At 68.2% G+C, this 14,575-nt stretch carries 6 protein-coding genes; 3 read left to right on the top strand and 3 right to left on the bottom strand.

Going from position 1 to position 14,575, the window contains the following annotated elements; genetic code table 11:
• The first annotated feature begins 7 nt into the window (after window positions 1–7).
• Both ACIP5Y_RS19045 and ACIP5Y_RS19050 read left to right on the top strand, forming a co-directional pair.
• A complete protein-coding gene (locus ACIP5Y_RS19045; RefSeq protein WP_400351566.1) occupies window positions 8–706 on the top strand; it encodes a response regulator transcription factor in 699 nt (232 codons plus the stop codon).
• Between the two features lie 97 nt (window positions 707–803).
• Window positions 804–1,679, top strand: a complete 876-nt coding sequence (locus ACIP5Y_RS19050) for an oxaloacetate decarboxylase (protein ID WP_400351567.1) — start codon at window positions 804–806, stop codon at window positions 1,677–1,679.
• Between the two features lie 25 nt (window positions 1,680–1,704).
• On the opposite strand, the gene ACIP5Y_RS19055 is transcribed toward ACIP5Y_RS19050, so the two are convergent.
• The 3 genes from ACIP5Y_RS19055 to ACIP5Y_RS19065 form a co-directional block, all read right to left on the bottom strand.
• Window positions 1,705–3,606 (bottom strand): BTAD domain-containing putative transcriptional regulator, encoded by a 1,902-nt coding sequence (locus ACIP5Y_RS19055; RefSeq protein WP_400353796.1) that lies wholly within the window; start codon window positions 3,604–3,606, stop codon window positions 1,705–1,707.
• 316 nt (window positions 3,607–3,922) lie between these two features.
• Window positions 3,923–5,014, bottom strand: a complete 1,092-nt coding sequence (locus ACIP5Y_RS19060) for a hypothetical protein (RefSeq protein ID WP_400351568.1) — start codon at window positions 5,012–5,014, stop codon at window positions 3,923–3,925.
• On the bottom strand, window positions 5,011–5,973 hold the full coding sequence (locus ACIP5Y_RS19065; RefSeq protein WP_400351569.1) for a hypothetical protein: 963 nt from the start codon (window positions 5,971–5,973) through the stop codon (window positions 5,011–5,013). The genes ACIP5Y_RS19060 and ACIP5Y_RS19065 overlap by 4 nt, the downstream gene beginning before the upstream one ends.
• 260 nt (window positions 5,974–6,233) lie before the next feature.
• Between ACIP5Y_RS19065 and ACIP5Y_RS19070 the strand changes: the two genes are divergently transcribed.
• The gene (locus tag ACIP5Y_RS19070; protein WP_400351570.1) at window positions 6,234–14,567 is read left to right on the top strand and encodes a type I polyketide synthase; all 8,334 of its coding nucleotides are present in this window, start codon (window positions 6,234–6,236) and stop codon (window positions 14,565–14,567) included.
• Window positions 14,568–14,575 lie beyond the last annotated feature (8 nt).

Raw genomic sequence — 14,575 nt, forward strand, 5'->3', positions numbered from 1 at the left:
TCGGATCATGGGATCAGCACAATTGCTTGTCGTCGAGGATGACCCGGATATCGGAGGCGAACTCCGTGACGCACTGGCCGGACACGGCTATGCCGTCGACTGGGTCCGCACCGCCGCTGCGGCCGAAGTGGCAGTGGCGCAACAACATCCGGATCTGATCCTGCTCGACCTCGGTCTGCCCGATCGCGATGGCGTGGCGCTGTGCCGGTCACTGCGGCAGGCACTGCCCACCACGGTCATCGTCGTATTGACCGCCCGCACACAGGAAATCGAGGTCGTCGTCGCGCTCGACGCCGGCGCCGACGACTACCTCACGAAGCCGTTCCGGCTCACCGAACTTCTGGCCCGGCTGCGCGCGCATTTCCGCCGCCGGTTCGCCGACGACGGACCGAAGATGCTCACCGAGGGCAATCTCCGGATCGACCCGTCGGCTCGGCGCGTCTGGGTCGGCGATGCGGAATTGTCTTTGCGGCCCAAGGAATTCGATCTACTGCAGCTGCTCATCGAGCACGCGGGTGATGTGATCAGCCGGGACGTGCTGATGGCCAGCGTCTGGGACGAACACTGGTACGGGTCGACCAGAACACTCGATGTGCACGTCTCGGCCTTGCGCCGCAAGCTCGCCGAATACGCCGAGGATCCGTTCGACATCACCGCCGTGCGCGGTCGCGGTTACCGCTTCGAACGCTGCGGCCGGGAAATGTGAATGTTGTTTTTACCTTGCGCTGTCCTGGCCCTGACTTTCTCGACCGTAATCTCGTGTCAGATGTCGGGCATCTTTACCAACGAACTCAGGAGAGCACATGCACCACGGCACAGCGCTTCGCACCGAGATTCAGAGTGATGAAATAACCGCCCTCATAGGTATTTTCGATATGTACTCCGCTTCGCTGGCGGCGCAGCAGTACGATGGAATGTTCGTTTCGGGGTTCGGATTCGCCGCCTCGCACTACGGGCTGCCGGATATCGGATTCATCGCCTGGCCGGACATGGTGGACTTCGTGCAGCGGCTGCGTGTGGCATTCCCCGATCAGCATCTGCTGGTCGACATCGACGACGGCTATGTCGATACCGAAGTCGCCTGCCATGTCGTGACGCATCTGGAACGAATCGGCGCCTCCGGAGTCATTCTCGAGGATCAGCAGCGGCCGCGGCGATGCGGCCATGTCAGCGGAAAGCAGATCCTGCCTTTCGATGAATACCTCGACAAGTTGAACCGGGTGTTGGACACCAGAACCGACATGGTGGTCGTGGCACGTACCGATGCCACCGAGGAATCCGAGATCCTCTATCGCGCGGCTGCCCTGTCGGATACCGACGCGGATGTGCTGCTCGTGGACGGGGTGCGCAGTGTGGAATGGATCCGCAGGATCCGCTCGGTGATCGGGGATAAGCCGTTGCTGTTCAACCAGATTGCCGGTGGGCTGTCGCCGCGACTGTCGCTGACCGAGCTGGAGGATCTGGGTGTGAATGTGGCGATCTACTCCACGCCGTGCCTGTTCGCGGCGCACACGGCAATCACCGACGCACTGACCGAGCTGCGCGCCAACGATGGCCGCCTACCCGAGAGTGACCCCTCCCAGGTAGGCGTCGGTACGTCGCTGGCACTGCTGGAACGCAATCTCGCTACTCATCGCGGCGCCGCAGCTCGCCGCACCCCGCAGTTGGCCGGTCGCTGATCCCACCGCGTCGCCGGGACTGCTGTCAGATGGGCAGGGGTCCCGGCGGCGCGACGGGCAGGTCGGCCGGGTAGCCGCTGCGGCCGAGCCGGCGCAATGCCGCGACATAGGACCCGGACAACTCCTCCTGGTACATGCGTTCACAGGCGAAGGCCGCGGTCAGACGATCCATCGTGTAGTGGCCCCCACCTGCGGCTTGCAGCAGGTGAGCATCGGCCAGATCGTCCAGCAGTTCCTCGGCGTGGCCTACCGAGCACTCCAGCAGCACGGCCACGGTCTGTGCCTGGATGTTGTGGTCGGGGATCATGCTGAGGCAGCGGAAGGCCTTGCACAGATCGCTGCCCTTGCGCGAGCAGCGACCGAGCGCGTCGTACACCCGCGCGAGTGCCGCGCGGACCGCGAGATCACCGATCAGCAGTTCGTCGAGGACCTGCGCCGGATTCGAAAGCCGCTGCGCGGTCTCGCACAGGCTGCGATTCGGGCGGCTCGAAGCCCGCAGACCGGCGATCCGCAACGCCAGCGGCAGGCCCGCGCAGGCCTGCACGATCGCGCGGGCGGCCTCGGGTTCGGCCTCGATCCGTTCGCGGCCGAGGATGCCGGCCAGCAGGTCCACCGCGGTGTGCTCGTCGAGTGAGCGCAACACGACCGTGCTGGACCCCTCGAGACCGGCGAGGCGTCTGCGGCTGCCGACCAGTATCCGGCTCTCGCCGCTGCCGGGCAGCAAGGGCCGCACCTGCGCGGCGTCGCAGACGTCATCGAGCACGATCAGAATCCGCCGCCGCGCGACGACCGAACGATAGAGTGCCAGCCGGTCGGCATCGTCATCGGGAATGGCCGATCGCGACAGCCCCAGCCCGATCAGGCAGTGCAGCGCCACGCAGGCGGGGTCGACCGGCGAGCCGGGTGCGCCTTCGAGGCCGGCGTAGAGCTGACCATCGGGGAAATCGGCGCTGGCCGCGTGTGCCACTCGCAGCAGCAGGCTGGTCTTGCCGACCCCGGCGGCACCGGTGACGATGACCGCCGACACCGGGCGTTCGGCACGGGCGCCGTCGATGAGCAGGTCACGCACCTCGCGGGTTTCGGCGCTGCGGCCGGTGAAATCCCGCACCGCGGGCGGCAATTGGGCCGGCATCGGTATCTCGACGGTGTCGGCGATCGCCGGAACCTCGATGTGCGGGGGCGCCGCGATGGCGGCCGGTTCGTCCTCGCCGCGCAGGATGCGTCGCTGCACTTCACGCAATTCCGGGCCGGGTTCCATGCCGAACTGACCGATCAGATCGGCACGGACACGCTGGTACAGGCCCAGCGCTTCGGGCTGTCGGCCGACGCGCGAGAGTGCGAGCATGAGCCGCCCGACGAAGGCCTCGTGCAGCGGCTGTTCGCGCACGACCCTGCGTAGTTCCGGCAGGATCTCCGCGTGCCGATGCAGCGCGAGCTGCATGTCCATGCGCCAGCCCAGGGTCTGTAATCGCAGTTCGGCCAGGTGCATTCCCTCGGAATCGTGCAGCCGTGTGCAGGGCACATCGACGAAAGGATCACTGCGCCACAGCATGAGCCCGCGGTCGAGTTCGCGCACCGCGGCGGCGGTATCGCCGGATTCGGCGAGTCGCTTGGCCTCGATCCGATGGGCGAGGAACCTACCCAGATCGGTATCGCTCTCCTCGATCCGGATGCGATAACCGGGCGCGACCGTCTGGATTCGTTCGGCGCCGAATGCGCCGAGCACGCGCCGCAAACGCATGACATAGGTGCGGACGGTGGCCGCCGCGCTGGGCGGCAAGGGTTCATCCCAGACGAATTGTGCGATGCGGTCGACGGATACGACCTTGTTGGGGTTGAGCAAAAGCGTTGTCAATACGATCCGTTGGCGTGGGGCCGAGACGGCCACCTCACGATCCCCCGAGCGAACAACCAACGGGCCGAGCATCAGGAACTCCACAACTCTCCTTCGAGGACAGCGTGGAACAGTCACCCGCTGTTCCGGACCGCCTTACACGAACAATTTATTTCTGCGGTCCCGAGCCATTGCCGAGACATTGCAGTTGCAATATCAGTGAATAGGTTGAATCTGTGCAACCGTGCGGCAACTGCTGATAAATCTCCTTCAATCTGTTGTCCTCGGCGCGGCCGACGGTACCAGGGGGTATGTACTACCGTCGATTACAGATATCGACGGCGGTCGTTATGCCGCAGGCACTTTCGATATGCGGCCCGGCAATTGCCGGGCGCCGGAATGTTGCGTTTCAGTAAAGGCCTTCGGGTGCGGTGCTGGTGATCTGCAGCGGCCGGACATTGGCGACACCGTCGGCGGGCCAATCCGGGCCGGTGTCGAAGCGCAGCGCCTGGTCACGCTCGAGGACGTTGGGCAGGAACAGGTCCTCGTGCAGAACCGTCAGGCGGACCTGCCCGGACGCGCCGTAAGGGACTGTCGCCGACCAGTTGTCGCGTTCGACCACGTTCATGGTGACCTGGGGGTAGTTCGGGGCGTAGGGGAGCAGTTCGCCGTCGCGTTCGGCGGGCAGACCGGCGCCGTTGCCGAAGGTATTGCCGTAGCTGCGCCCACAGATTCCACCGTCGAGCGCGGTGACGAGGTCGCGGTAGAGATCGGGGGTGACCTGGGTGCCGCTGAGGCGGGCACCGCTCAAGCCCGCCACCAGATCCGGGTAGCGGCGTGCGAGTACCTGCAGCAGGGCGGGGGTGGTGTTGATGTAATCGACGCGGCCGTGCCGCAGGACATCGGCGATCTGCTCGGCGAGGTGGGTGCTGTATTCATTGGCCTCGACCAGGCGACCTTCGCGGATGAGTCGTTTCACCCAGCGCGGGTCCATATCGATGCCGTAGACCAGGCCGGAGTGCAGTTCACCTGCCTCCCAGGAGCCGTTGCCGATCAGGTGCGGCCCGGTGGGGGTGGCCTGCAACCAGGTGCGATGCGCCTCGAAACCCTCGGTGACGAACGACCATCGACGCCAGGCGCCGCGATGCACGAGCATCTCGGGGGTGTAGTAGACGCGGCAGGGAGTGCCCGTCGTGCCACCGGTGTCCCACATCCGGCCGGTGAGCGGGCGCGATACCGCCAGCGGCACGAGTTCGGCCGGGTCGTGGGTTCGCAGGGTGTCCAGGGGAAATGGGCCGAACGCGGTGAGCTGCTCGTAGCGGGTGATGTCGCGGGGTTCGAAATCCAGCTCGGTCGCGCGGCGCAGCCAGTAAGGTGCGCCGGACAGCGGGTCGAAGGTCCGGCGGATGATGCGGCGGGTCCAGTCGTCGAGGTCGGTATCGAGCCAGCCCTGGATCAGGGCGTCACATTCGGCGGCGCGCGGCGCGTAGGCGGTGGTCATCGCGTCACCCCCGGGGCGGAGATGTCGATGCCGAGGTCGAAGACGGTGGTCAGGGCCTGCTCGACGTGTTCGGGCCGGTCGACGTGCACGACCGGGAACGGGAAGCGCAGCACGCCGTCGGGGATGGATCCGCCCATGATCAGGGCCAGGCGCACGCCTTCGTCCTTCATGGCGTCGTAGAGGTAGGGCAGGCTGATCGGGGCAGTTGGGTTGCGCTGGAAGGCGTCTCGGACATCGGCGGCGGTCACCAGGATCTTGCGGTCCAGACAGGAGATCAGCGGCAAGGCCGGATCGGTGAAGGGCATGGCGTCGATGTAGGGCGCCATGAAGGTGCGGAAGTGGCCGCGCAAGGGGGAGTGGATGGCCATCGAGCGGCCCGGGAGCTGGATCACGGCGTCTTGCGGGAGGTCCGCGCCGAGCCGTTCGAGGGCCGCACGCTCGCCGGAGAGCATAAGGATGCGGGTCGCGCCGTCGGTGGTCGGACCGAACTGCCCGGCGAGATACACGCCGGGGTGGTCCGCGCCGCGGTAGCGGCCGGTGGTGTCGCCGATCGGTTCGAAGGCTAGGGCGAGTCCCTGTTCGGGGCTGTCGGCGGGCCGGTCCGGGGTGTTGCGGGCGTGGGCGAGCATCTCGAACAGTGCCCGGCGATCGATCGCGCCGGCCAGGGCGGCGGCCGACATGCCGCCGAGGCTCAGGCCACCCGAAACTGCCGGCCGTAGCCCCTTTTCGGCGAGTGTGTCGTGTACGGCGATGGCGTGGACCGACTCTCGGATGGTGCCCACGCTCTGTCGTGACTCGGGCGGGGTGGGCAGGTCCTCGTCGAGGATCTGGCCGACCGTCAGGCCGGTCCACTCCGCGACCTGACGGTAGAGCGCCTGCACGCCGGGATAGGCGCGGTACAGCTCGACGCCGCGTGGTTCGCTTCCGACTCCGCCGCCGAATAGATAACCGAGGCTCATTGTATTTCTCCCGCTGCATATTTGTTGGTGGAATTCATCGTCCGCAATGGACGTCGGCGAGGGGGCCGTCCTATTTTCTCTTTGTACCTAGCGACGGATTGGTTTACAAGTCCGCGACATGCGGTCTCGGTGGACGCTATCGGGACGATATCGCCATGAGGAATGATCATGTTTCAGCGGAGTTGAAGCGTCGATTGTCTTAGTCAGAGGTAAAAGGAAGTCGATCTCGGCATTGCCGAGGAATTCGAGGCACCGGTTTCATGAATTCCATCGTTCCCATCGCCGTCGTCGGCTACTCGTGCCGGTTCCCGGGAGCCGATGGCCCGGCCGAGTTCTGGCGGCTGCTGGCCGCCGGCCGCGACGCGATCACCGAGGTCCCGGCCGACCGCTGGGACCCCGTCGCCACCGCGGCGACGCGCTGGGGAGCCTTCCTCGACGACCCGGCCATGTTCGACGCCGGGTTCTTCGGAATCTCACCGCGCGAGGCCGCGGCCATGGACCCGCAACAACGCCTCATCCTCGAATTGGGCTGGGAGGCAATGGAACACGCCGGGATCATCCCGGCCGCCGTGTCCGGCAGCCGGACCGGAGTGTTCATCGGTGCCGCACTCGACGACTACGCCGTGCTGCGCGGGCGCCTGGGTGTGGCCGGCATCACCACCCACACCACCACCGGCACCCTGCGCGGCATGATCGCGAACCGGCTGTCCTACCTGCTCGGTGTGCGCGGGCCCAGCCAGATCGTCGACTCCGGGCAGTCGTCTGCGCTCGTCGCGATCCACCAGGCCTGCGAGAGCCTGCGCGCGGGCGAATGCGTTGCGGCACTTGCCGGTGGCGTCAACCTCAATCTTGCGGGGGAGACCACGCTGGCCCTCGACGCCGCGGGTGCGCTGTCCCCGGACGGGCGCAGCTACACCTTCGACGAACGGGCCAACGGGTACGTGCGCGGTGAGGGCGGGGCCGTGGTGCTGCTGAAGACCCTCGATCAGGCGCGCGCCGACGGGGATCGCGTGCGCTGCGTGATCTCGGGCTCGGCGGTCAACAACGGCGCGGCCGCGGCCGCGCTTACCATCCCGGAGGCCGAAATCCAGTGCGAAGTCATCGAACTCGCACACCGGCGCGCCGGCATCACCGCATCGGATGTGCACTACGTCGAACTGCACGGGACCGGCACCGCGGTCGGTGACCCGGTCGAGGCGGCCGGGCTCGGTGCGGCGATCGGCGTGTTCCGCCCTGCGGATCGGCCGCTGCGGGTCGGGTCGGTCAAGACCAATATCGGTCACCTCGAAAGTGCCGCCGGAGTGGCCGGACTACTGAAAGTCGTGCTCTCGCTGGAGAACCAGGCACTGCCTGCCAGCCTCAACTACCGCACGCCGAATCCGCGCATCCCATTGGAGCGGCTCAACCTGCGCGTGCAGCAGGCACTGGAACCCTGGCCGGCGCACGGCGACATCCGCCGGGCCGGAGTCAGCGCCTTCGGGCTCGGCGGGACCAATGCACACCTGATCATCGAGGAAGCACCGCGTGAGACCGGAACCACTGCGGCACAATCGAAACCGGTTTCCGGCGAACCCGCCGAGCCGGTGCTGTGGGCCTTGTCCGGGCGCAGTGACGAGGCGGTGCGGGCCCAAGGTGCACGGCTTTACGCGTATCTGACCGAACATCCGGAGCTGACACCGGCCGATATCGGCTGGTCACTACTCACCGCACGTACCGCCTTCGAATATCGCGCCGCAGTCGCCGGGTGTGACCGTGACACGCTGCTCGAGGGCTTGGCGGCCTTGGCCGAGGGCCGTACCCACACCTGTCTCGTCGAAGGTGTCGCGGGACCGGCTGCGCGACCGGTCTTCGCCTTCCCCGGCCGGTTGCCGCGATGGACCGGGGCAACGGCGCGATTGCTCGAGCAGGCGCCCGCGTTCGCAGCGCGAATAGCGGAGTGCGAGAACGCGATAAGCCCCTACGTCGACTGGTCACTGACCGCGGTCCTCCGTGGTGATGCCGATGCGCCGCAGCCGGATCGAGTCGATGTCTCGCAGCCCGTACTGTTCGCCGTCACGGTGTCGCTGGCCGCGCTCTGGCGCTCCTTCGGTGTCGAGCCCGGCGCTGTCGTCGGCCACGGTCAAGGCGAGATCGCCGCGGCGGTGGTGGCGGGCGCGATATCGCTCGCGGACGGCGCGCGCATTGTCGCGCTGGGCAGCCGGGCCTTGCGGCAGCTGACCGGCCGTGGCGCGATGCTGGGTGTGGCCGCACCGCTCGGCGAGACGTCGCGGCGACTCGTGTCCTGGGCGGGACGGCTCTCGGTCGCGGAGGTCAATTCGCCAGGGGCGCTGATCGTTTCGGGTGATCCGGAAGCGCTGGATCAGTTCGGCGCCGAGCTGACCGGCGACGGGGTGCTCTCGTGGCGGGTGCCCGGTGTCGGGTTCGCGGCCAACTCCGTACAGGTGGAAGAGGCGCGCGCCGAGTTGCGGGACGCCTTCGCCGGGATCACACCGCTGCGTTCGCGGACCCCGTTCTATTCGACGGTCACCGGCGGCCGCGTCGAAGCCTCGGTGCTGGACGGCGAGTACTGGTTCCGGAATGTCCGTGAGCCGGTGGAGTTCGCGGCCGCGGTGTCGACCGTGCTGCACAACGGTCACGCGGAATTCGTCGAGATCGGCCTGGAACCCGTGCTGGCCGAACGGCTACGCGAGGCCGTACAGCGAGCAGGTGGAAGCGGTGGTGTGGCCGGCATTCCGGGCGATGATCGCGACGGGCTCGACGGATTCCTGATGGCGCTCGCGGCGGCGCACACGAACGGCATCGCGATCGACGCCCGGGCGGTTTTCGCGGGCGCGCGCCCGGTCGATCTGCCGACCTATGCCTTCCAACGCCGCCGCTACTGGCTCACCCCGGCAGCGGCCGGAGTCGGTGAGTCGATGCCTGTGGCGGCCGAGACCACGGCCGAACCGCCGGCGGAGAAGCTGGCGCGGGAGCCGATCGGAGATGTCGCGGCGCTGGTCAGGTCGCATGTCGCGGAGGTGCTCGGCCACGATGAGGTCGGCGCCGTCTCGACCGCAAGCACCTTCAAGGAACTCGGCCTCGACTCCCGGATGGGCACCGAGCTGAGCGAGATTCTCTTCCACAGAACGGGCGTACGCCTCTCGGGCACCGTGATTTTCGACTATCCGACGCCTGCGGCCCTGATCGCTCACCTGCGCCGCAAACTGCGCCGGGCCACCGCGGCGCGGCCGGTGACCGCGCCACAATCCTCGACCGCCGGGGTCCTCGGCGCGACCGCTCCGCAGACCGGCACCGCGCCGGGGTCCCCGGCGGTCGAGGAGGACGATCCGATAGTCATCGTCGGTATGGCGTGCCGGCTTCCCTCCGGGATCACCTCACCGGATCGGTTGTGGCAGGCGGTCACCGAGGGTGCGGACGCCATCTCCGCATTTCCCACCGACCGTGGCTGGGAGTTGGGGACGCCGGACGCGGCCGACCGGCTCGATGCGGTCAACCGTGGCGGATTCCTCGACAGTGCGGCGGATTTCGACGCGGAATTCTTCGGCATCAGCCCGCGCGAAGCCACCGCCATGGACCCGCAGCAGCGGATTCTGCTCGAAACAGCCTGGGAGGCATTGGAACACGCCGGAATTCGACCCGACGGGCTACGCGGCGACCGCGTCGGCGTGTATGTCGGCGGCACCGCCATGGAGTACGGGCCGCGGTTACACGAGCCGATCGGGAACACCGAGGGTCTGCGATTGACCGGTACGACCGCCAGCGTCATGTCCGGCCGGATCTCGTATGCGCTGGGGCTGGAAGGTCCTGCGGTGACGGTGGATACGGCGTGCTCGTCGTCGCTGGTGGCCTTGCATCTGGCTGCGCGGTCGCTGCGCGGCGGGGAGTGCTCGCTGGCACTGGCCGGTGGCGTCACGGTGATGTCGACCCCCGGCATGTTCGTCGAATTCGCGCGCCAGCGGGGTCTGGCCCCGGACGGGCGGTGCAAATCCTTCTCCGAGGACGCCGACGGGACAGGCTGGTCGGAGGGAGTGGGATTGCTTGTACTGCAACGATTGTCGGAGGCGCGCCGCGCGGGTCGGCCGGTGCTGGCGGTGGTGCGCGGTTCGGCGATCAACCAGGACGGCGCGTCGAACGGACTGACCGCGCCGAACGGTGCGGCGCAACAGCGAGTCATCCAGGCGGCGTTGGCCGATGCCCGATTGACCGCGGCGGACGTCGATGCCGTCGAGGCGCACGGGACAGGCACCAGACTCGGTGACCCGATCGAGGCGCAGGCCTTGCTGGCGACCTACGGCCAGGACCGGCGTGCCGAGCGACCTCTGTGGCTGGGGTCGCTGAAATCGAATATCGGGCACGCACAGGCGGCCGCGGGTGTGGCGGGCGTGATCAAGATGGTGCAGGCCATGCGACACGGAGTATTGCCGCGGACGCTGCACGCGGATGTTCCCTCGCGGCAGGTGGACTGGTCGTCGGGGGCAGTCCAGCTGTTGTCGGAGTCGCGGGCGTGGCCGGATTCCGGGCGCCCGCGGCGAGCGGGCGTGTCGTCGTTCGGCATCAGCGGGACCAATGCGCACGTCATCCTCGAACATCCCGGAAACGACACCGAGACAACGCCGCCGGAGGCTCGGCCCATCGGCGACGAGCCGATGCCCTGGGTGCTGTCGGCCGGCACCGAGTCGGCACTGCCCGTGCTGGCCGCGGACCTGACCGAGGCCGCCACCGAATTGCATCCGATGGACGTCGGCTGGTCGCTGGCGACGACGCGAGCCGCGTTGAGCCACCGCAGCGTGGTGCTCGGGCATGATCGGGACGAACTCCTCGACGGTCTGCGCGCGGTAGCCGAAGGCCGATCGAGCGCCGGTGTGGTCCACGGGCGAGCCGTGTCCGACGGTGCGGTGTTCGTCTTCTCCGGTGAAGGCTCGCAATGGGCCGGTATGGCCGCGCGACTGCTCGACATCGCACCCGCCTTCGCCGACAAGATGTCGGAATGCGCGAAAGCGCTCGCACCGCACGTGGACTGGTCGCTCCTCGCGGTGATCCGTGGCGAGGACGGTGCGCCCGCACCGGATCGGGTGGACGTCGGTCAGCCCGTACTCTTCGCCGTGAGCGTGTCGCTCGCAGCGATGTGGCAGTCCTACGGCGTCCAGCCTGCCGCCGTGATCGGGCACTCCCGTGGCGAGATCGCCGCGGCCTGCGTGGCGGGGCTGCTCTCACTGCACGACGCGGCTCACCTGATCGCCGCCCGCGGGCGCCTGCTGGCGGCGTCCGGGCTGGCCGGTCAGGGTGCAATGGTTTGGGTAGCCCTGAGTTCCGCAGAAGTGAGCGACCGGCTCACCGACGGGCTCGACATCGCCGCGGTGAACGCACCCGCCTCGGTCGTCGTCGCGGGTAATCCGGACGAACTCGCCGAATTCGCGCGCGCCTGCGAGGCCGACGGCATCCGTACCCGGAAGACCGCCTCGGACTTCGCCTTCCACTCCGCGCAGATGAAGACCGTGGCCGACGACCTCGCCGAGGCCGTCGCCTCCGTCCATCCCACAGCGGCGGCCGTGCCCTTGTTCTCCACCGTGACCGGCACCGTGCTCGACGCCGACGGCATGGACGCGGACTATTGGCGGCGAAATCTGCGCGATACCGTGCGATTCGACGACGCCGTCCACGCACTGCTCGCCGGCGGACATCAGCTCTTCATCGAAGTCAGCCCGCACCCGGTATTGATCACCGCGATCGAGGAGACCGCCGAGGAACTACGCGTGCCGATCGCGACCGTCCCGACACTGACCCGCGGCGCCGACGATCGCGAGCGCCTGCTCACCAGCCTGGCGATCGCGTACGCGCATGGCGCACCGGTCGATTGGACCGGCGCATTCGCCGGGTCGGGAGCGCGCATCGTCGGTCTGCCCACGTATCCCTTTCAGCGGCAGCGCTATTGGCTCGATGCCGGCGCAGGAGCAGCCTCTCGCGCGGTCGATCCGCATGCGGGACTGCGCTCGGCGGCGCATCCGCTGCTGACCACAGCGGTAGAGGTCGCGGACGGTGGCACTGCGGTCGTCCTGACCGGGCGGCTGTCGCAGCAGACACATCCGTGGCTTGCCGACCACACGATCGACGGCACCGTACTGATCCCGGGCGCCGCACTGATCGAGCTCGCCCTGCGCGCCGGACAGGAGATCGGTTGGGGCGCAGTCGAAGAACTCGTGCTGCGGGCACCACTGATCCTGCCCACCGAGAGTGCGGTCGACGTGCAGGTTTTGATCGGTGAGGCCGCCGGAGACCGGCGAGAGCTCAGCATCTTCTCCCGTACGGTGGAGGATCGATCCGGTAGCGAATGGACTCGGCACGCGAGCGGGACCCTCAGCGCCGAGGACCGGGCTCGCCCGGACACCGATTCGACGCCCTGGCCACCCGCCGGCGGCGCGGTGGTCGTAATGGACGATGTCTACGCGGCATTCGCCGAACGCGGCTACGACTACGGTCCGGCATTCCAGGGACTACGAGCCGCCTGGCAGCACGAGGACGAACTGTTCGCCGAAGTTCAGCTACCCGCTGCCGCCGCGGCCGGGGAGTACACCGGGGTACATCCGGCGCTGCTGGATGCCGCTGTACAAGCGGTGCTGCTGTCTCCCATCGCGGACGAAGGCACCATGCTGCCCTTCGCCTGGGCCGGGGTCCGCCGATGCGCCGTCGGCGGATCCGTGTTGCGGGTCCGGATCAAGCCGGTGGCCGCCGATGCCGTGACGGTGACCGTCACCGACGAGCGCGGCGCACCGGTCCTTTCGATCGACACCTTGACCATGCGCGCCCTCGCGCGCGGGCAGTTGGCGGCCGAGGGTGAGCATGAACTGTACGAAGTGCACTGGATCCCAATGGAATCAGGCACCAGCACGTCTGTCGCCTGGACGGAATGGGCCGGTGACACCGCCCTGACGAAGGTGACCAGTGGCGCGGTGCTGCTCGACACCCGCAGGTTCGGGCGTGAACGCGCCGCGGGGCCCGCCGGTGTCGCGACCGCCGGCACGCCCGCTGACGTCGCGCAGGCCGCGGTCGGGCAGGTGCTGAATGCCTTGCAGCGGTGGGTGAATGCCGACGGCTTCGACCGTTCCCGGCTCGTCGTGGTGACCGCCGGTGCGATGGGGCCGGAGGCGACGGACGTTGTCGGCGCGGCCGTGTGGGGCCTGGTGCGTACGGCGCAGGTGGAGTTTCCCGGGCGATTCGTGCTGGTCGACGTGGACGGCGCCCCCGAGTCCTCCGGAGTGGCGGCTCTGCTGGACGGGCAGGGGTTGCTGCGGTTGCCGGATTCCGAGGATCAACTGCTGGTGCGTCCGGGCCAGGTGTCGATTCCGCGGTTGGGTCGCGTTGCGACAGCGGCGAATTCGAGCGAAGCCGGACCGGGCGACGGTGCGGTGCTGATCACCGGTGGCACCGGGACGCTGGGTGGGCTGCTGGCGCGGCATATGGTGCGGCACAACGGTGTCCGGCATCTGGTGCTGATGTCCCGGCGCGGACCCGCGGCGCCGGGCGTGCCCGAGCTGGTGGCCGAGTTGGAGGGTCTGGGAGCGCGCGTCGAGGTGGTGGCGTGCGACGTGTCCGACCGCGAAGCGCTCGCGGGCGCATTGGCCGGGATGCCGTCGTTGTCGGCGGTGGTGCATGCGGCGGGTGTGCTGCGGGACGTAACGCTCACCGGCATGTCGGCGCACGATGTCGACGAGGTGTTCCGGGCGAAGGCGTTGTCGGCCTGGCATTTACACGAGTTGACCGCTGGCGCCGGGCTCTCGGCGTTCGTGCTGTTCTCGTCGGTGATGGGTGTGCTCGGCGGTGCCGGACAAGGCAATTACGCGGCCGCGAACGCCTTCCTCGACGGGGTGGCGGAGTTGCGGCGCGCCTCGGGATTACCCGCGGTGTCGATGGCATGGGGGTTGTGGGACGCGGCGAGCGGCATGACGGGCGGGTTGTCGGCGGCCGACCGGCAGCGGATGGCGCGCAGCGGGCTGGTCCCGATACCGGATGATCGGGCGCTGGCCCTGTTCGATGCCGCTCTCGGTGCGGGACGGGCGACGGTCGTACCGATGGGCGTGGACCTGACCGCGCTGCGTCGCGGCGCGGCGGAGCCGGCCCCGATGTGGCGGGGCGTGATCGGCCCTGCCCGCCGAGTCGTGGCCGTGCCTGCTGCGCCGCTGGATCTGGGTCGACGGCTCGCCGCGCTGCCGGTGGCCGAGGACCGGGAACGGCTGGTGGCCGACATCGTGCGCGGAGAGGTTGCGGCCGTGCTCGGGCAGCCGGATCCCGAATCCATCGACCTGCGTCGGGCGTTCAAGGAACTCGGGTTCGATTCGCTGATCGCCCTCGATCTGCGCAATCGCCTGATCCAGGCGACCGGTTCGAGACTGCCCTCGACGCTCGTGTTCGACCATCCGCGCCCGACCGCGATCGTCTCGTATCTGCTGGGTGCGCTGATCGACACCGAAGACGCCGTCGCTGCCACAGAAACCACTGCAGCGGAACGATATTCGGCTCCCTCCGCTCCGGACGACGACGTGATCGATGGGTTGGGGATAGCGGATCTGATTTCTCTGGCGCGTGAAGGGGCTGAGTAGTGAAGGGT

Origin of the sequence: Nocardia sp. NPDC088792, from assembly GCF_044750615.1 — a bacterium.
GTDB lineage: Bacteria > Actinomycetota > Actinomycetes > Mycobacteriales > Mycobacteriaceae > Nocardia.